Annotated in this window: 18 protein-coding genes; 8 read left to right on the forward strand and 10 right to left on the reverse strand. The window is 51.0% G+C overall.

Annotated features, from left to right (window positions below; translation table 11 throughout):
- Positions 1-38 precede the first annotated feature (38 nt).
- From NM686_RS06820 to NM686_RS06840, 5 genes are all read right to left on the reverse strand, one after another.
- Positions 39-518 carry a pilus assembly PilX family protein gene (locus tag NM686_RS06820; protein ID WP_407942358.1) on the reverse strand — a complete coding sequence of 160 codons (480 nt, stop codon included), beginning with the start codon at positions 516-518 and terminating at the stop codon, positions 39-41.
- Positions 519-617: 99 nt separating this feature from the next.
- Positions 618-1667 carry a PilW family protein gene (locus tag NM686_RS06825; protein WP_255188273.1) on the reverse strand — a complete coding sequence of 350 codons (1050 nt, stop codon included), beginning with the start codon at positions 1665-1667 and terminating at the stop codon, positions 618-620.
- A gap of 11 nt (positions 1668-1678) precedes the next feature.
- Positions 1679-2137 (reverse strand): type IV pilus modification protein PilV, encoded by a 459-nt coding sequence (gene pilV, locus NM686_RS06830; protein ID WP_255188274.1) that lies wholly within the window; start codon positions 2135-2137, stop codon positions 1679-1681.
- Positions 2138-2142: 5 nt separating this feature from the next.
- A complete protein-coding gene (locus NM686_RS06835; RefSeq protein ID WP_255188275.1) occupies positions 2143-2703 on the reverse strand; it encodes a GspH/FimT family pseudopilin in 561 nt (186 codons plus the stop codon).
- 263 nt (positions 2704-2966) lie between these two features.
- Positions 2967-3755: a PEP-CTERM sorting domain-containing protein gene (locus tag NM686_RS06840; RefSeq protein ID WP_255188276.1), complete on the reverse strand. Its 789-nt coding sequence runs from the start codon at positions 3753-3755 to the stop codon at positions 2967-2969.
- Between the two features lie 541 nt (positions 3756-4296).
- On the opposite strand from NM686_RS06840, the gene NM686_RS06845 reads away from it, so the two are divergent.
- Positions 4297-4587, forward strand: coding sequence for a hypothetical protein (locus NM686_RS06845; RefSeq protein ID WP_255187135.1), 291 nt, complete (start codon positions 4297-4299; stop codon positions 4585-4587).
- A 507-nt stretch (positions 4588-5094) separates the two neighbouring features.
- On the opposite strand, the gene trfA is transcribed toward NM686_RS06845, so the two are convergent.
- Both trfA and NM686_RS06855 read right to left on the reverse strand, forming a co-directional pair.
- On the reverse strand, positions 5095-5964 hold the full coding sequence (gene trfA, locus NM686_RS06850; protein ID WP_255187136.1) for a plasmid replication initiator TrfA: 870 nt from the start codon (positions 5962-5964) through the stop codon (positions 5095-5097).
- 10 nt (positions 5965-5974) lie between these two features.
- On the reverse strand, positions 5975-6325 hold the full coding sequence (locus NM686_RS06855; protein WP_269022620.1) for a hypothetical protein: 351 nt from the start codon (positions 6323-6325) through the stop codon (positions 5975-5977).
- A gap of 245 nt (positions 6326-6570) precedes the next feature.
- Here NM686_RS06855 and mobH point away from each other — a divergent pair, with 245 nt between their 5' ends.
- The 4 genes from mobH (at position 6571) to NM686_RS06875 (ending at position 12625) form a co-directional block, all read left to right on the forward strand.
- Positions 6571-8973, forward strand: coding sequence for a MobH family relaxase (mobH, locus tag NM686_RS06860; RefSeq protein ID WP_255187138.1), 2403 nt, complete (start codon positions 6571-6573; stop codon positions 8971-8973).
- Positions 8970-10814: a conjugative transfer system coupling protein TraD gene (gene traD / locus NM686_RS06865; protein WP_255187139.1), complete on the forward strand. Its 1845-nt coding sequence runs from the start codon at positions 8970-8972 to the stop codon at positions 10812-10814. The genes mobH and traD overlap by 4 nt, the downstream gene beginning before the upstream one ends.
- Positions 10811-11443, forward strand: a complete 633-nt coding sequence (locus NM686_RS06870) for a DUF4400 domain-containing protein (protein WP_255187140.1) — start codon at positions 10811-10813, stop codon at positions 11441-11443. The genes traD and NM686_RS06870 overlap by 4 nt, the downstream gene beginning before the upstream one ends.
- Before the next feature lie 123 nt (positions 11444-11566).
- Complete coding sequence (locus NM686_RS06875; protein WP_255187141.1) at positions 11567-12625, forward strand: ubiquitin-activating E1 family protein; 1059 nt, start codon at positions 11567-11569, stop codon at positions 12623-12625.
- Here NM686_RS06875 and NM686_RS06880 read toward each other — a convergent pair.
- The 3 genes from NM686_RS06880 to NM686_RS06890 all read right to left on the reverse strand — a co-directional run bounded on the left by NM686_RS06880 (position 12599) and on the right by NM686_RS06890 (position 15694).
- Complete coding sequence (locus NM686_RS06880) at positions 12599-13705, reverse strand: ISAs1 family transposase (RefSeq protein WP_255187025.1); 1107 nt, start codon at positions 13703-13705, stop codon at positions 12599-12601. The genes NM686_RS06875 and NM686_RS06880 overlap by 27 nt on opposite strands.
- A gap of 211 nt (positions 13706-13916) precedes the next feature.
- Entirely contained in the window at positions 13917-15206 is a 1290-nt protein-coding gene (locus tag NM686_RS06885) for a Y-family DNA polymerase (RefSeq protein WP_255187143.1), read from the reverse strand.
- 2 nt (positions 15207-15208) lie between these two features.
- Positions 15209-15694 carry a LexA family protein gene (locus NM686_RS06890; protein ID WP_255187144.1) on the reverse strand — a complete coding sequence of 162 codons (486 nt, stop codon included), beginning with the start codon at positions 15692-15694 and terminating at the stop codon, positions 15209-15211.
- Positions 15695-15799: 105 nt separating this feature from the next.
- Here NM686_RS06890 and lexA point away from each other — a divergent pair, with 105 nt between their 5' ends.
- From lexA to NM686_RS06905, 3 genes are read left to right on the forward strand one after another with little or no spacing between them, the layout of a single operon-like run.
- On the forward strand, positions 15800-16426 hold the full coding sequence (gene lexA, locus NM686_RS06895) for a transcriptional repressor LexA (protein ID WP_255187145.1): 627 nt from the start codon (positions 15800-15802) through the stop codon (positions 16424-16426).
- A 9-nt stretch (positions 16427-16435) separates the two neighbouring features.
- Positions 16436-17842: a 3'-5' exonuclease family protein gene (locus tag NM686_RS06900; protein WP_255187146.1), complete on the forward strand. Its 1407-nt coding sequence runs from the start codon at positions 16436-16438 to the stop codon at positions 17840-17842.
- Positions 17835-18071, forward strand: a complete 237-nt coding sequence (locus tag NM686_RS06905; RefSeq protein ID WP_255187147.1) for a TIGR02450 family Trp-rich protein — start codon at positions 17835-17837, stop codon at positions 18069-18071. Before NM686_RS06900 ends, NM686_RS06905 begins: the two co-directional genes overlap by 8 nt.
- Positions 18072-18079 lie beyond the last annotated feature (8 nt).

The following is an 18079-nucleotide window of genomic DNA, read 5'->3' on the forward strand; positions in this document are numbered from 1 at the left end:
CCCTGAAAAGAAACGAGAATGCTATACCTTGGAATACATCAGGGTGCATCTACTTGATAAATGGATTGCAGCATCACCAGCGAATCGGCGGTACCGCCGCTAGCCCGTGCAGTGATGCGAAAATTACGGCGCTGATCGACCGCTGGACATGGTGTCGCGGGGGATGCACAGGTGAGGCCCATATCTTCGATGATATATCGTGGGTTGGTACTTATATCGGCTAAGGCCCCACTATAATGTACCGCTTGCGTATTCCAATCGATGCTGTTCCAGATAGGGGTAGTTTCCTGTACACCATCACAATTGACATCACGTGATTGGTAAAAACCAGTAGGATTAGGGGCTGTGGCTGGGCAAGCTGAAATGGTTGTGGTTTCTGCAGCCGCCTCGCCAGCATTTAATGCCGATTCTGCCGCCTGAAAAGCCAGATTCCGATCCCTCATGTTACCAGCCATTTTTTCGTCTAGCCCGGTGACTCTAACCGCCGTAGTGCCAATCAGCGTCAGCAGCAGCAGCATGATAAGACTGATAGCCAGAACTACGCCGGCTTGGTACTTATGCCTCGAGAACGAGCCCTTCCAATCGCTCATGCATCGATTAAACACGCGTTATCCTCCCTATGAATTCAGCCGATTACGGACGGCTAAGGTCGAGGTAAAAATTCTTCTGAGGCGGCGATCAACTGGAGTGGTCGTTGTGCCATTGAAGGTATAGGCGAGTGGCCGCGAAGCCAGATTGTCATCTCGCGAGGCAACCAGCACGCTAACCCGTGCGCTGATCACATTTTCAATGTTAACCACGCTATTAGCTGGGACGTAGTAGTTGGCTGTTCCATCGGCATCGGTATCTTCCCCGTAAAGAATTTGAAAATCTTCGATGTCTTCCAGTAACTCAACCGGATTTGAGCCGTTGACGACTGCCTTGGCGTTGTCAAGTCGCCACAGGGCGGGCCTCCCTGAAGCGCCGGTACGAATAAAGTAGCTATAGGAACGAAACACGAAAATTTCTGCATCGGCACCATATACTTTACTGAGCTTCGGGCTGGTATTCTGATTATTGGCGTGAGCGATGGTTTGCTTTCCGGCACCAGAGGAAGCGCTGGTGGCAACAAAAACATCCGCAGCATTACAATCCGAAATTAGCAGCGTGTCATATTGATTAATATTGCAAGTATTGGCGGCGGGGATTTGAATATTGGCATTGTCGGATGCCATATTTCCGGTTAGGTATCCACCACAGCTATCGGCGTATTGAACAGTGACTGCATCGGTGTTGGCAACGCATTGATTTGCCCCGGAACAGGCATTGGCATTCCAGCTAGTCGAAATGTTGTTATTGCCGACGATGGCATTCAAATTGGTAAAGGGATTTACCGCCGGATTCGGATTAGGGGATTGCGGGGAAGCATCGATTGCCGGAGTTACCGAACCGAGCGATGCACACCCCAGATAGCCCGCCATGCGAAGATCCCTGCTGATAAACTCCATCGCAAATCTGCCATTCTCCTGCAGCCTGGAAAGATTTTCCTGCATTCGATAAGTTTGCCGACTATTTATAAAAATCTCCAAAACGCCGCCGAGCAGGAACGCGCCAATCAACAGGGCAATCATGATTTCCACCAGCGTCAGACCGGATTGCCGATGCAATGACTGACTCTGACCTGCCACAAGCAGTCCCCTCATAGTTGAAAACTCATCTGAAAATTCGGGTCAGCATTATCGGTCAAGCCATCATGGTTATCGTCCCAATTAACGGTAACGGTAAAAACCCCGCCAGCGCTAGTAATCGTGGCAGCGCCCCCAGGTAAAGCGGTCGCCAGGGCGCTTTTCAACTCATACAGGTCGTTTTGCGCCATTTTTTCTGGGGAGCAGGTCGTGCTGACCTCGGTGCAATCCGCCTGCTGCGTTGCGGACGCAACCGCGGTAGAGGTGCTCAGGTAACTATTGCTTGCAGTAACATTGGCTCGCATACGATCGGCGATGTCATACGCAAGTTGAGTGGCCTGGCTGCGAAAATAGGCGCTCTGGTTATTTTTGAGATTGTTAGCTTGAAGTGCCGCCAACCCTAGCAAGCCAATAGACAACACCAAGGTGGCTACCAACACCTCTATTAGAGTAAAGCCGTTGTTTTTTCTCATGAGGATTAGGGACAAGATGCTGCGTTTCCTACTGTAGTACTAGGTCTGCCTATCGCATTGACACTGATTGTTCGCGAGTTCGTGGTATTTTGAGTGTTATCGCAAAGCCGAAAAACTTCGCTAACCTGATTTTTACTCAAGCCTTCGGCCAGATAAGTCGCATAATCCTTGTAACTGCTATTGCCTGTCCTAAGGGTATAGCCCGTCGACAAAGCATCATAGGTTTTTAATAGGCAATCTTCCGTAGCCTCGCATAGCGTGCTGTTGGCATTATCATCAAATGCACCATTACCATTGAGATCGACAAATACATCCCAACCCGTTTCCCAGTGTTGGCTTGTAGTTCCTTTGCGCCGGATTGATATGGGGGCACTCCGTTTTATGGCTTCGCTACGTGCATAATTCAGGCTAGAAACCAGTTCATTGGCGTAGGTTGTCAAGCGATTACTCCGCACAGTTCCGATGAAGCTTGGAACGGCCAAGCCCATAACAATTGCAGCGACGGTGACCGTTACCATCAACTCGATCAGAGTATATCCTTGGTATGACATTTCTTCGTGAAACATGAATAAAGGGGAAAGAGGATAAAACGCTAATCTAGGTTAGATGGCAATGCCATTATTTTCAACCTGTGCAATGACGCATTAATGGGTTATTGCATACTGCCATACGGATAGTCCATCTTGCCGCCCTCTGCAAAATCACCATGATACCCACTCAGCAATGGCTGCAGATGAAATCTGCCCGCCTAAAGGCGGGGACTTAAACCTTGGATATTGAAGTTCAACCTTGCAACGAAAAGCCCCGGATTGACCAGGGCTGTTTGCCGTTATACCCGTACGACTTTCTTGCGCCTAACGAATGAAAATCCAGCTAGACCAAGACCAATAAGCGCAAATGAGTTTGGTTCGGGTACCGAGAAAGATGATGGAGCAAGGGGTGTTTCAGTAAAAACGATGACATCTTGGCTCTTATTCCGCGCACCGTCGTTTAAATATGTGAGAGTATAGTTCCCGGTATTATTAGCAGTAGCTAATTGACTTAACCAATTATTGGCTAGACTGACAAAAGCTAATGATGAATCTTTAACCCTGAAATTCTTGTCGGTACTATCGATTATAAAACTTCCAACAGCACTGGGCGTACCATAGGCAATTTCCCAAATCGCTAGTTGAAAAGCTGCCGACTCGATTGTTGTGTCAATGAAACTGTAGACTTGATTGGCTAATTGAATCATTTTATCGACCCGTATCTGTCCGGGTGTTTCGGGACGTAATTTAGATAATTCGGTAGCGAGGTCGCTGGCAGTCGCAACGTCATAGATAGTGCTACCATTGCTCATCCAATGATAAATATCCACGCACCATGCATTGAATTGGCCACTTGACGAAAAGTCATAGTCTATATTGTTCGTGGTGAAACTGTTTCCACCTATCGATACACCAACGAAACTGTTATGTGAATTGGGATTGGGGGCGATAGCACCTGTGATGTAACCAACTTGACCACTACCAAAATCGGCCGATTTGGCATAGGTTACGTCAATAGTTGCCGCCATTGATGATGTGCTTGCAACACCTATTAATGCAACGAGCGGTAAAAAGTATCTCTGCTTCATATTGTATCCATGCATAATTGACATCCTCATACCAGCATTAACCGCGCCACAACTTGATCGATGCATGCGCGGTTTTAGGCGAATCGCATAAAATCATGATTTTGCTTATGATTTATTTTGACATGCATCACAAAAACACATGATGTGAACAGCCCAGCACCATAACAAGCATGCAATCTGCCAAAGATGTCACGTTGTGATGCCGAGCTTGTCATGCGGGTAGCATGTAAAAGATAACTTGATAAATATACATATGAGGGACTTGCAAAATTATAAAATTTCCCGCAAAAATCACTATATCTAGTGGTTTTTTAAATATGTCGATTACTAATAGTGGTATTTTGCAAGTCCCTCATAGGTCTTTTTGCATTGGATCAAGAAATGGCCAATTCACAATTCAGCTGATAAAGGCAAAGCGTGTACAGTAAATGATCCGCTGCTTCCGTTAATAACATCTCATTTTTCTGGATACCTAAGGACTATGCTTTTTTTGAATCAGGCCGCAATATCTTAAAAGAAATGCCAAAAAACGAGGTTTATAGTGTTTAAAGTTGAAAGGATTTATTGCCAATGCAATTTCAAAACGGGTTCAAATGAATGGTTTTTTGTTGCCAGAGAAGGAGTGTTTGGCCCTTACGGCAGCAAAGTTATCGCACAAAAAGCACTCAGTGAAATGATCAAGCATTGCATTGATAACGCAGACGATGGTGGCAGAAATCAACTAAACACTACCAAGCTAAGCCTTGTTCCGGATGACAAGTTTGAGCCTAAAAAGAAACCACAACAAGAAAGTAAATCCAAATCTAAGTCAAGCGGACATTGGATATACTGAGCAAAGCAAACATTTAGTGGACGCTCCAACAAATTCCGTCAGCCATCCGCCATTAACCAGACACTCGAAATGTGGCTAAATGGGGCAGAAATGGGTCGTCACAAGACGACCAAGCGCGTTCCGAACAAGCCCAGTGACAACCACCTCACTAGCATTCGTTTCAAAAACTAAATCCTTGCCATCACCAGGCTATATATAGATTAAAAATAGATTATATATAGATTAGCACCCTCAAATTTCAGCACAATAAAATCGCTGAATCCCACGAATAGCATGGCCTGCAGCGATTTCACAATTTACCCGAAGCGTCGGTCTAATGCCGTGTCAAACGTCGGCCTAATGCCGTGCTTTTTGTCGGTCTAATGCCGTGCCCGTCGGTCTAATGCCGTTACCTTGTCGGCCGAATGCCGTGCCTCCGTCGGTCTAATGCCGTATCCGCGTCGGCCTAATGCCGTATCGAGTGGCTTCGGCCAACCCAAAATAGCGTCGGTCTAATGCCGTGCTTTTTTAGAGCTGCTGGTCGCCCAGAAAACGTTGTTGACTGGGCGTCGGTTGGCGTTTGATTTTCACCATATCATCAGCGAACTCAAAGCTAGCCAAAGTGCCAATACTCACCAAGGCCTCCAACGCTTTACCCAGCCGATACTTGAAATCACGCAGGGTTTTCGCGCCACTACCGCTCAGCCGGTGAATGGTGGTAATTTTCATCGGGAACGGAGCAGCATGGGACGACAGAAAACCATGCAACCATAAGGCCAAGGGTTGTTTGCGTAATTTCTGCCGCTGCTCGAATTCGATGTAGGTATAGCCCTCCTCGAACAGACGCAGCATGGATTCGGTCAATTCCACTACGTAACGCTGCGTCCGTTCATCACGGTAATAGCGCAAGAAGCCTTTTTCACCGAAGGCATCCCGGCCGTGAAAGGTGATTTCGACAAAGGCGCCGCCCAAGCGGGCCATCGCTTCTTTCAGCCATTCGTGTTGGCTTTTGCCGCTACCGCGCCCCAATGCCGACAACAGGGCATGGGCGCTGAAGGTCACGCTAAATCCCGGTAATTGTTGCCGGGACAAATGCACGATCTGCATCCAGACATCGAGGTCCGATTGATTGAGCTGTATACCGAGGTAACGAACCTCAATGCCATCGACCGCAGCCAACAATGTTCGTTTTTTGTAGGCAATGCGCTCCTTGCCTTGGATGCCGGCGAACAATGCGCTCCGCAAACAGGCATTAGGCGTACCGCGGATTGCCGTCGGCCAGTTGGGCAAAGACGTCAAGGGTTCGACAACCCGCAATTTGGCTTTTTTCCGTTCCGTCAGAGACTGAAAACGTTCGGTGAGATTGTCCAGCGAATGGTTTGTGCTATTTCTATCCATGACGGCCGCCTCACTTCTTCAAGCTGCCGGGATTGCAGCCATGACTCAGAACGTTGTGCGGGTTAGTCATTGTTCTGACTAACGCCTGCTCCACCGGCGTCATATCGAGCTGGTGATGGCAATATTTTCGCCAGGCGCGTTCGATGGCCAATGTATCGTCATTCGGGCTATCTGATATGTGGGAGGTGCTGACATTAAGGACATGCCCCGCTGCGTCGTCACTTGCCACGTAACCGCCAAGCGGCTGATCGGCTTGCCTGACGACGTGTTCAATCGATGAAGACCGTAATACCGAACCGCCCAATCCACCTGTCTGCCAAGCATTATCCAGGCGCCAGGGTTGTTCGGGTTGAACCGGCACAATCGATTCGATGACGGTCTCACTTATGGCAGCATCGGGCCGATTTAGCGAAGTACAGGCCGTGCCACATATTGCGGACACAAGACAGTGGATTGCGAGCGATTTGGATTTCATGGGAGCTCCAGGGCTAATTTTTAGGAGCTCGTTACACTAAACACTCTTTTGCGAGGCCTGCTTGCAGCTGACGTCGAATTCGTCGTCAGCTGCAAGCGACGATTGAAAAATTCCCGGCAAGATGCGGCGTTATGGAAAATACGCCTTCGACTCTCATTACCCGCATCCGCCAACGTCTGTTTGGCGTCGAGTCCGCGCCTGTCGATCAGGTTGCGACAACGATTGATGAGGATGTGCCGCGTTATCCGCCGTTTATGAAGGGTCTGCCAGCTGCGCCTGTGGAACGCATACTGTCAGGTCAAACGGAGTTGATTTCCGCCATCGAACAGGCGCTGGCCATGCCGGATAATCTTTATCAAACCATAGTCGCGCCGGTCATCCGTCGCTATGCCGCCTACAGCCACTTGTTGCCGGCTTCGGAATCGCATCACCATCGCGGCGCCGGTGGGTTATTTCGACACGGATTGGAAGTTGCACATTGGGCCACTTTGGCTTCCCAAGGCAGTTTGTTTGCCACGTCAGCATCACCCAAGGAACGAAAAGCCCAAGAATTACGCTGGCGTCTGGCGGTCTGTTTTGCCGGGCTGTTGCATGACATCGGCAAACCGGTCGCCGATATCGCCGTGGTCGACGCACAGGGGCAACATACCTGGAACCCTTGCGATGAAAATATCACTGACTGGGCTGTGCGACATGAGATCGACCGGTACTTTCTGCGCTGGCGAGACAACCGCCATAAACGCCATGAACAGTTTTCGGCCTTGGTGATCGAGCGCGTCCTGACACGCGAAGCCCGCACATTCATTCTGGAGTCCGGCCCCGACATCATGCAGGCCATGCTGGAAACCATTAACGGTTTGGACCGCGGCTCCAAAGTCTACGCACTGGTGATCACCGCCGACTGCAAAAGCGTAGAACGGGATTTAAAAGCGCACTACCAAAACATCGATTCGGCCTTGGGCATGCCGGTGGAAAAGTACCTGTTCGACGCTATGCGCCGCTTGGTCAAGTCCGGACAGTGGGCCGTCAACGAAAAAGGTGCTCGGCTATGGCGTTTTGAGGATGGCCTGCATATCGTGTGGCGGGCCGGTGCGCAAGACATCGTCACATTGCTTGCCAAGGACAAAGTGCCCGGCATTCCTCGCGACGAAGACACCTTGGCGGACATTCTGATCGAACGCGGCTTGGCCATTCCCAAATCCTGGCCAGATGGTCGGCAATACCGCTATTGGCAAATGCAGCCTGAAGGCTTGGACAATCCGCTGTATCTGTTGCGCCTGAAATCCGCGGAACTGATCTTCAGTGGTGAGCTGCCGCTCGTGGTTGAAGCGCGCGAAATCAACGAATCCGATGCGACCATCGTAAAAGCCGAGCCAGTTACCAATCCGGCACCGAAACTCAGCAAACCGGCAAAACCCAAGAGCGTCGCGGTTATGAAGCAACCCCAACGCGCTGATAAGCCGAAGCCAGTTGAGCCCAAAGAACCGCAGATAGAACCTGCTCATGACACGAGCGCTGAACTCGAGCTACCGGCCATTGAATCGGCACCAGGCATTTTGAATTCCTTGCCCTCAGATCCCGATCAAGGTCTGTCTGAATCCACATCAACCGATGGCCTCCCTTCGTTGTGTCAGGCCGAACAACCTAACAACGCAACTCGCGCCGAACCGACCAACGCAGAAAAAACTGCATCAGCCGCAAAACCTGATTTCTCCACGAGGGATTCGAAAAGCGTCTCCAATCCGGTCGACAGCGTCAAGTGCTGGTTGGAAAACCATGGCGATGCCGGCCAATGGCTATTGGACATCGCCGCTATGCTCAATCAAGGCCAATGGCAGTTAGGCAACGATATATTGGAAGTCCAAGACAAATACTTGCTCCCGTTTCCAGCGACGGCTGAAAAACTCGCCGTCGATCCGCCCCAGTTCATCAAAACCCTGGAGGACAGAGGTTGGCTGGTGACCGACGTTCTGTCGCCGATGCGAAAGGTACAAACCATCCAATCGGTCCGCGGCGTCCTGCTGGCATTGGAACCGAGTTTGGCTTTGAAGGCATTACTGAAATCCCAAGGCAAAGCCACGCTGACAGCATCATCCAAACAAGCCCCAAGCAACAATACCGATAAGACCAGAGATCAAGTTAAGTCTGCTCAGCCTCAGGACGAGACGCATCTGAAGCCTAAGCCTGTCCAGCCCAAATCAAACGCAACCGGCATGCAAAAATCAATCGGCGGCAACGTGTCAGACAGTTTGGCCAATTCCGAGCCTGATAAGGCAAGTGATCCCGTAACAACCCCACCGGCAAAAGCCGGAACGATCGATTTGCTGATCACGCATGTGCGGCAACAAAACATTCCGCCCGATGAATCATCGACAGACGGTCACTGGCACACAGTGTCCAATGCCGCGCTGGAGCAATTTCTGACGCAACATCCGACAATCAAACGCACTCGACTGATGCTCGATATCGCCAACCATCCTGATTGCCGTTCGGTCAGTGCCGCGGAAGGCATTCAGGTTCGGTTATGCCCATGAAATCCGATTACGACTACCAATTTCCTTGGCGACCCATCTTTGAGGTGTATGCCATCTCGGGTTGGTTGGGCGGTGCTGGATTGGCGCATTTTACCAGTCGCTGGTCAGGCTTGCCGCATGAGCCGTTCGACTGGTTGATGACGGCATGCGGAGTGATGGCGTGCTGGCGGCTGTCGCCGGCGTTGAGTCTGTGGTACCGCAAACGCCGGTTGCGTCAGTTTCGATTCCAATACCTGGATGCCGAAAAGCTTGTGACCCTGGTGAATCGCAACCCCGAGGCCTTGTGGTTCGGTTGGGGATTTGATTGGGTACAAAAGCATGCGCAATTGGCCTACGAGATTTTAAAACGCGATGTCTCGACCTTGATTCCCAGCGATCATCAACGCATGGGTTCGGCTTGGATACACGGCCTGGAAGTGTCCGAAAATGACATTCGCCAGCCTTTACAGCATACCGCCGGCCATACGCTGCTGGTCGGCACCACCGGTGCCGGTAAAACCCGTGCCTTTGATGTATTGGTGACGCAAGCTGTGTTGCGCGGCGAAGCGGTGATCATCATTGATCCTAAAGGCGACAAAGATTTGATGGCCTGCGCCAAACGTGCCTGCGCCTTGGCCAAGCGTCCAGATCGATTCGTGTATTTCCATCCGGCATTTCCGGAAGACAGCGTCCGACTCGATCCCTTGCACAATTTCAACCGGCCTTCGGAGATTGCCAGCCGTATCAGCGCCATTTCGCCCAGCGAAAGCAGTAACGATCCGTTCAAGGCGTTCGGTCAAAAATCACTGGATAACGTGATTCAAGGCTTGATGGTCATCGAGGAAAGGCCAACTTTGGTCAAGCTGCGTCGTTATTTGGAAGGCGGTCCTTCGACATTGGTCATTCAAGCCCTGGAACGCTATTTCGACAACAACCTGGGCCATTGGCGGCAAGAGGCGCGGGCTTACCTGAAGAATGCCAAGGACATCGATTCCAAAGCGGTCTGCCTGGTGCGGTTTTATCGAGAGGTCGTGCAGCATCAAATGCCGAATTTAGATTTGGAAGGCTTGTTGTCTTTGTTCGAACACGACCGGGCACATTTCAGCAAGATGGTGGCGTCCTTGATTCCGATCATGAACATGCTGACCTCGGGTTCTTTGGGGCCTTTGCTGTCACCGAATCCGCATGACGTGGATGACTTGCGTCCCATCACCAATACCGGCCACATCATTGAAAAAGCCCAGGTCGCTTACATTGGCTTGGACTCGTTATCGGATGGCATGGTGGGCAGCGCCATTGGTTCGATTCTGTTGGCCGATTTGGCTGCTGTCGCTGGCGACCGTTACAACTACGGTGTCTCGGAGCGGCCGGTAAATGTGTTCGTCGACGAGGCAGCGGAAGTCATCAACGACCCCTTCATACAGGTGTTGAACAAAGGCCGCGGCGCCAAGATTCGCCTGTTCATCGCCACGCAGACCTTTGCCGATTTTGCCGCCCGCACCGGCTCCCAGGACAAAGCCCGACAAGTGCTGGGTAACGTCAACAACCTGATCGCGCTGCGAATCATGGACAGCGAGACCCAGCAGTACATCACCGACAATCTGCCGAAGACACGGTTGAAATACATCATGCGCACCCAAGGCGTGGCCACCAGTGCGACCAATCCCACCGTGTTTTCCGGCAATGTTGGTGAACGCTTGATGGAAGAAGAAGGCGATTTGTTTGCACCCCAATTGCTGGGACAACTGCCGGACTTGCATTACATCGCCAAGTTATCCGGCGGTCGCATCGTCAAAGGCCGCTTGCCGATCCTACGGTCGGAACTGGATCGCCAGCGGGATCGCCAAGGTGCCGGCTCATGACGCGTAATCTGTTGTTCAGCCTGATGCTGTGGCTTCTGGAAGTGATCCTGGTGGCCAGTTTCGTGTCCGACCGCTGGACGCGCGAACTGCAGCTCGCCGAAGACCGGATGATGATCGGCTATTTTGGCGCCAATAAAGAATCGCAGATCAGTCACACCGCGCAGCGCTGGTTTGATCGCTTGTTTGTCACCACCGGCATCCGAGAAAACGTATTCCGCTACTTCATCCCGACCGAGCGAGAACGGCAGATGTCCAAAGGCTTCGAGGATGTGGGGCGCCACGATTTGTTTCCCTTTATCGAAAGCCGACTCAACGTGCTGTGGGACACGATCTTTCAAATGTTCAAGCGCCTGACCACGGCCTGCATCTGGTTACCGTACCTGGCCGCCGCCTTGTTGCCGTTTGTCGTCGACGGACTGGTGCGGCGCAAGATCAGCCAGACCAATTTCGATTACCCCAGTCCCATGGCGCATCGCTACAGCCTTTACCTGATTCTGGGTGCGCTGTATCTGCTGCTGGTCAGTTTGACACTGCCGTTTCCGATTCCACCACAAGCCGTCCCGGTAGGTGTCTTTGTCGTCGCTTACGCGGTCAACGTACTGTTGGCCAATACGCAAAAGCGGGTGTAGCTGTTCCATGAATTTCATTGGTTTTCTGCACAGCATGATCCACAAATATCCGGAGCTTAACCCCAGGCTCAGGCAAAACCCCAAACTTGTTTTACCCCTCAACCTCAACCCAGGAGCATTATCATGTTAAACCATTCTATTAACGACACCGCTACGTCGGATTCTTTCGTTGAATTCATTACTTTAACCGCTAAGAAAATCGCCCTGAACCCAGCGTCGTCGGAGCTCGATTCACTTTTTCGAGCGTTTATTGAGTCCTGTATTGCAAATGGCCAGGACGATATTTTGGTAAGCGCTTTACGACAATCGGAAGGTTTGCACGTATTTTCGATATTAAATGAGCGTATTGTTTCGCTCGCCGAACGCATTCGGGTGAGATTGCCGTCTATGCCGAATGCAGAGTCGATCGTATTCGCCATCCCGATTGTCATCGAGCCCCATCCTGGAAAGGCTTTACCTAAGCGTATTGAAGACCCTGAACGCATTAGACAATTGCTTCAAAGCCATAGTCTGATCAACGATAGACAAGCCCTCGCCATTCACGACGAATTATTCAGCCTTGAAGACATCAACTGGTTACCTAGCCAAATTCGCCAGCTCAACCAGCAGTTGATCGAGCAAGCCGAAGGCGAAATTTCAACATCGGAATCACGCCGTTCTTTTGTTATGAAGCCCTCGGAGAGTCCGGAGGGGGACCTCATTTTGCGCTTCCTGGTGGGTGTGGTGATTAGCGATCAGGCATTAACGCCTCTTTTTTGTGAACAGCCCCAATCGGATGACGTTGGCGGATTTGCCGAAGAATGGTCAGAGGCCTTTAAAGAGGAGATGGATGAACAAACCGGTCACAACGTCTGGGAAATTGAAAAACCCAATCCGCTCAGTATTGCCGCCTCGCGCGGGATTCATTTACTCAATGAGCTTGAAATCTTCTATAAGCTAAATATGAAAGCCCAAGATTATCCCGTGTCAAAAGTCCTGCTCAGTAAACACGGTATCGATGACATACCCACGGAAATACGGGCAGCCTTTTTTGATCGTGAAAAAGAACTGTCAACCGTTTACGTTTGGCCGCTCTTGACAACCGATGACGCTAAGTCAGTATTCGAAGACATCAACGGGCTACTGACCAACCTCAATATTCCCAGGGCAATCGCGCTATGTTGCAGATGTTCCGAAGAGTAATTTAAAGCGATAGTTATCGTTCAAACATGCTCGCAACTTGCGGCGCTTCAAGCTGTCTTTAGTAGGTCCGTTATTTCGTAGTAAATTGAGTGCCATCCGTCGCATCAACGCCAAGTTTTCGGCGGAATGATCTGTTCTGGCGCGATTCGCATCTTCGCCAAACTGCACATCCAGCACCCAGTGCTGGGAATTTTCTATCGCCCAATGCTGCCGTACCCCTTCGGCAAAGCGCTGCAAATCCGTAAACGAACACAAATAGTAGCGACACTCAACCGAGGTCTTGTCACCGAGGGTGCGAATCGATTCAACCCGACCAATGGCTTGTAGCCCGGCCCAGTCAGGTTTTTGCGTCAACCAAGCAATCTCGCTACTCAAGCTGTAACGGCGTATTTCCAGGCGACCGTGATCTTTGTCGATGGTTTCGTAGACCGGTAAGCGGTCGTTGGCATTTTCAGTATCCAGCCACAACCTGACATCCTCGCAAAGGTTCGGATGATTATCCTTCAGTGCCAACACGTAATCCGCTTGCGCCGTAACGATGGTTTTCGCAATGGCTTTTTGACAACCCATGGCATCGATCGAGATCAGAGCTCCTTTGATGTCCAACATCGACAATAAATCGGGGATCGCCTTGATTTCGTTAGTCTTCTCATCCACCGCCTGTTGCGCCAACACCCAACGCGCTTCAGCCGCAAAGGCGCTCATCAAATGCACGGCCTTATCCCCTTCGCGGCTGCCGCGCAAGGTCTTGCCGTCCAAACAGACTTGCTGTCCTGAAAGGCTTGGCAATGCCGCCTGCACCCAACGTTGAAAGGTCTCGGCAAACGCTTGGGGATTCAGGCGGCCCAAGACATTACTCAGGGTATCGTGCGAGGGAATTCCATTCGGTAATTCCAAAAAGGTCCGCAGCCAATCTTCTTTTTCTTCGGCAAACTCTTCCATGCCGACCCAATCCTCGATGCCGCTCAATACTGCGCATAAGACGATCATCACGATATCCGTGAGTTTGTGGAGTTTGTTTTTGCCCTCTCGCCGCGGGTCTGTGAGGTCAGCAAAATAGGGGGTTGGATCTGGGAGCATCTGGGATATTAGGCAAAATCGCTATACTAAACCCCTTGCCCGTGCAAGTGCTACAAAGCGCGATTGCCCTGTCAATATTCCGCACGTGATTGACAACAATCTTCTTCCTGCCATCGAATTCACGGGGAATTTCGATCACTATTGTGAATCGATGTCCAGGCAATTGGAACCAGAGGAGCCGCAAACGTTCTTTATATGCTGAGTCATGCAGTTAGCGAACGATGACCAATTCTCGCCAATCAGTGGTGTAGCGTTGTGAAATGCGTTCGGCTTTGGGTTTCCAACTGTTATCAAAGCCCGATGACGCGATCGTAACCGCTTTGGGGAATCGTCGGTTGATGGTGTCCAAGGTTTGCATGAGAATGACGTTATCGGGTGGCGTACCTTCGCAGCTCAAGTCGAAGAGATCGAACTGCGAGGGTGATGCGGCAGGTCGAATCGCGCTCAGTTGGACACCGCATTTTTGATAGCTAAAGCCGGGTTTGTAGATGGCTTTTAAGCTCGACAGTGCGACGCGAATAATCGTGCGGGTATCCTGGGTGGCCGCATCCAACTTAACGGTTGCCGATCGTTGGTACTGAGGATCTTGAACGGCAAACGGATTAGTGCGAATAAACACACTCACGCAACCGGTCACTGACTGTTGCCGGCGTAGTTTTTCCGCCGCTCGGGTACAGTATGCCGACAGGGCTCGACTTAACTCCTCCAGCTCTGTCAGTTTGCGACTGAAGGATCGTGAGCAGACAATCTGTTGTTTGTCCGCTGCGACGTCTTCCAGATCAAGACAGGCGGTACCGTTCAACTCCATGACTGTACGGGCGACCACGACGTTGAATTGCGCCTGGATGGTTTTAGGCGACTGGATGGCCAAGTCCCAGACGGTTTGAATGCCCAACTGATTAAGACGTTTTGTGGTTTGCCGGCCAATCCCCCAGACTTCATCGACGGGAACGATTTTCATCAGCTTTTGCCGACGGACGGGGTCGGTAAGGTCAAGGACACCGCCGGTTTGTTTCCATTTCTTGGCGGCAAAGTTAGCCAGCTTGGCCAGGGTCTTGGTCGGTCCCATTCCGACACAGACCGGAATGCCGGTTTGCCGAGCAATCGCCTTGCGGATGCGTTGGCCATAGGCAATCGGATCTTGATAACAAGGATACACGCCGGTTAAATCCAAAAACGCTTCGTCAATGGAGTACACTTCCATGCGCGGCGTAAATTCTTCCAGCAAACTCATCACCCGTGCTGACATGTCCGCGTACAAGGTATAGTTCGACGAAAACAGTTGGATTTGATGCTGATTGACCAAATGCTGCACCTGAAATAAAGGCACACCCATTTTGATGCCTAAATCTTTAACCTGCTGGCTACGCGCCACTACACAACCGTCGTTATTGCTGAGCACCATGACCGGTTTGTCATTGAGGTCCGGCCGGAACACCCGTTCGCAACTCACGTAAAAATTGTTACAGTCGACAAGGCCGATACGTGCTTGTTCGGACATGTTTAGACTGGATGTATCACATTGGTGACCGTTCCCCAGAACACGGTTTCCAGATCCTCGGTCAAGGGAATATCGGGATATGCCGGGTTTTCGGCTTTCAAACGCCATTGGCCGTCAGTAACCATCAGACGCTTCACCGTCAATTCCCCATTGATCGCGCAGATCACGATCTTATCGGGCATTGGCTCCTTGGAGCGGTCGACCACCAAGATGTCGTTGGGATGGATGCCGGCACCCAACATGGAGTCGCCTTGTGCCCTGACAAAAAATGTCGCCGCCGGTTTTTGAATCAGCAATTCCTCCAAATCCAGGGTCTTTTCCACATAATCATCGGCCGGCGATGGAAAGCCCGCGGCTACTTTGCTGATGAACAGCGGCAATCGTCGGTTTTTGTCCGGCTTGGCAAGATGAAACCAAGCCAATCCGTCACGGATTGCCGGTAACGGTTGTGCGGGATTGAGGATCGAAAAAGGCAATGATTCGGTCATGGGTATCACGGTAAGCTACAAAATATTAACGACATAAGACTACCATCGAAAACACAAACGTTCTATTATTGTTCTCAATTTAGTTGAGCCGTATTTTTTTGCCACATGAGCGCCTTAACCCGAAAACAACAGGCCATTTTGGATTTCTTGCTGGACAACCAGGCGCAGTTTCCACGGCCACCGTCGTTGAATGAACTGTGTCAGGCACTCGGCTTGAAGTCGCGGGGCTCGTTACATTTGACCCTAAGCGGATTGATCGACGCCGGTTTTGTCGAAGCCATGGGGCTCAAACATCGTGGGGTTCGGTTGACGGAAAAGGCTTTGGCCTTGCGTGAATCTGGTCAACATCGGTCCCACGCGTTGCCTTTGGTGGGCAGCATTGCCGCCGGCAAACCGATCGAGGCGATTGAGCATACCGAATGGGTCAATGTCCCCGATCAAATTCGTACCGCACAGTCGTGCTATGTGCTCAAAGTTAAGGGGGATTCCATGATTGAAGCAGGCATACTGGATGGCGATTGGGTGATCATCGAACAACGCAGTTACGCCGACAACGGTGACATTGTCGTCGCGCTGATCGACAATCAGGAGGCTACCTTGAAATATATCGAGCAAACAGGGGATGAGGTGTTTTTGATTCCCGCCAATTCCAGCATGGAAGCCATGCGTTTCCATCCATCGCAAGTCAGCATTCAAGGCGTACTGGTCGGCCAGATGCGCAGCTACCGTTAGGATATATACATGCAACCCTTAGCCTTTGTCGACCTGGAAACCACCGGCGGTTCGGCCACCAAAGACCGTATTACCGAGATCGGCATTGTCTTGGTGGATGACGATGGCGTGCGGGAATGGAGCCAACTGGTTCATCCGCAAATGCGCATTCCGTTGTTCATCGAACAGATGACCGGTATCAGCAACGCCATGGTCGAAAACGCACCCACCTTTGAACAGGTGGCCAAAGAAGTCGATGCCTTATTGCAAGGCCGGTTGTTCATCGCCCATAACGCCAGGTTCGATTATGGGTTCCTAAAAAATGAATTCAAACGGGTTGGCCTAATGTTTAAACCGCAAGTACTGTGCACCGTGAAGTTGTCGCGGGCACTGTATCCGCAGTATCACCGGCACAATCTCGATAGCCTGATCGAACGCCATCAACTCACCGCCAAGGAACGCCATCGTGCGCTAGCAGATGCTCAATTGATTCATCAGTTCTGGCAGCATGCCCATCAACAGTTTTTGGCTGACGCCATCGAAACCACAGTTAAGAATCTGGTACAGCGTTCCAGTCTGCCATCGCAACTGGATCCGAATTTGATTCATGAATTGCCGGAAGGTCCCGGTGTTTATCTGTTCTATGGCGAAAACGACTTACCGCTGTATATTGGCAAAAGCGTCAATATCCGCCAGCGCGTCCTATCGCACTTTGCCGCAGACCATCGCCACACCAAGGAGATGAGCTTGTCGCAGCAAACCAAGCGTATCGAGTGGATCGAAACCGGTGGTGAACTGGGTGCGTTATTGACCGAAGCCAAGCTGATTAAACAAATGACACCGGTGCATAACCAACGGTTACGGCGCAAAAATGCCTTGTGTGCCTGGCAACTGGAGCAGAAGCAGGATCAGCTATTGCCGCGTCTGACCTGGGCCAACGATCTGGATTTCGGTTCGCAGGATAATTTGTATGGCTTGTACGGTAATAAACGGGATGCCGAAAAAGCACTTCGCAGTTTGGCTGAACAACATCAGCTTTGTCTAGGTGTGCTGGGCCTTGAAAAAGTCGGTAATGGCAAACCGTGCTTTGCACACCAACTCAAACGCTGTCGTGGTGCCTGTGTCGGCAAGGAATCCGGCTTGGAACATGCCACGCGCTTATTGACCGCCATGAGCAAACTCAAACTGAGCAGTTGGCCTTATCCTGGCGCCATTGGTATTCGCGAGACAGAGGATTTGCACGTCATCGATCACTGGTGTTATCTCGGCACGGCGCGCAGTGATGACGAAATCCACGCATTGCTGGAGCAAGGCAGACCAGCGTTTGACCGGGATACTTATATGACCTTGGTTAAAGCGTTAAAGAAAACGCAGGTCGTGCATTTACGCTCGAAGCCACCCCATGAATCCATCCGCAGGAGACATTCCGATGCCTGATTCAACTGTACGCCGCTTGAATCCGAACAAATTGCTGTTGAGCAAATGGACTGCCGCACTGCCCAAAAACAAGGAAAAGCATTTTCTGGTCACCCAACTGATCAAGCCCGAATGGCCGGATGCGCCTATCGAACACATCGAGCTGGAAGCGATCTATTCGCGCCGCAGTTTTATCCTTCCGTGGCGAGATCTGACGGATACCGAGCAATGGTTACAAGGTTGGCAGTAAGGCAGATC

Source organism: Methylomonas rapida (assembly GCF_024360925.2).
In the GTDB taxonomy this organism is placed as follows: domain Bacteria; phylum Pseudomonadota; class Gammaproteobacteria; order Methylococcales; family Methylomonadaceae; genus Methylomonas; species Methylomonas rapida.

Coding starts and splice junctions, on each gene's coding strand:
- NM686_RS06900 (WP_255187146.1), top strand. CDS start 16,436: ATGCAACCCTTAGCCTTTGTCGACCTGGAAACCACCGGCGGTTCGGCC.
- NM686_RS06875 (WP_255187141.1), top strand. CDS start 11,567: ATGTTAAACCATTCTATTAACGACACCGCTACGTCGGATTCTTTCGTT.
- trfA (WP_255187136.1), bottom strand. CDS start 5,964: ATGGATAGAAATAGCACAAACCATTCGCTGGACAATCTCACCGAACGT.
- NM686_RS06820 (WP_407942358.1), bottom strand. CDS start 518: ATGCTGCTGCTGCTGACGCTGATTGGCACTACGGCGGTTAGAGTCACC.
- NM686_RS06890 (WP_255187144.1), bottom strand. CDS start 15,694: ATGACCGAATCATTGCCTTTTTCGATCCTCAATCCCGCACAACCGTTA.
- NM686_RS06885 (WP_255187143.1), bottom strand. CDS start 15,206: ATGTCCGAACAAGCACGTATCGGCCTTGTCGACTGTAACAATTTTTAC.
- NM686_RS06835 (WP_255188275.1), bottom strand. CDS start 2,703: ATGTTTCACGAAGAAATGTCATACCAAGGATATACTCTGATCGAGTTG.
- mobH (WP_255187138.1), top strand. CDS start 6,571: ATGGAAAATACGCCTTCGACTCTCATTACCCGCATCCGCCAACGTCTG.
- NM686_RS06870 (WP_255187140.1), top strand. CDS start 10,811: ATGACGCGTAATCTGTTGTTCAGCCTGATGCTGTGGCTTCTGGAAGTG.
- pilV (WP_255188274.1), bottom strand. CDS start 2,137: ATGAGAAAAAACAACGGCTTTACTCTAATAGAGGTGTTGGTAGCCACC.
- traD (WP_255187139.1), top strand. CDS start 8,970: ATGAAATCCGATTACGACTACCAATTTCCTTGGCGACCCATCTTTGAG.
- lexA (WP_255187145.1), top strand. CDS start 15,800: ATGAGCGCCTTAACCCGAAAACAACAGGCCATTTTGGATTTCTTGCTG.
- NM686_RS06880 (WP_255187025.1), bottom strand. CDS start 13,705: ATGCTCCCAGATCCAACCCCCTATTTTGCTGACCTCACAGACCCGCGG.
- NM686_RS06840 (WP_255188276.1), bottom strand. CDS start 3,755: ATGAAGCAGAGATACTTTTTACCGCTCGTTGCATTAATAGGTGTTGCA.
- NM686_RS06905 (WP_255187147.1), top strand. CDS start 17,835: ATGCCTGATTCAACTGTACGCCGCTTGAATCCGAACAAATTGCTGTTG.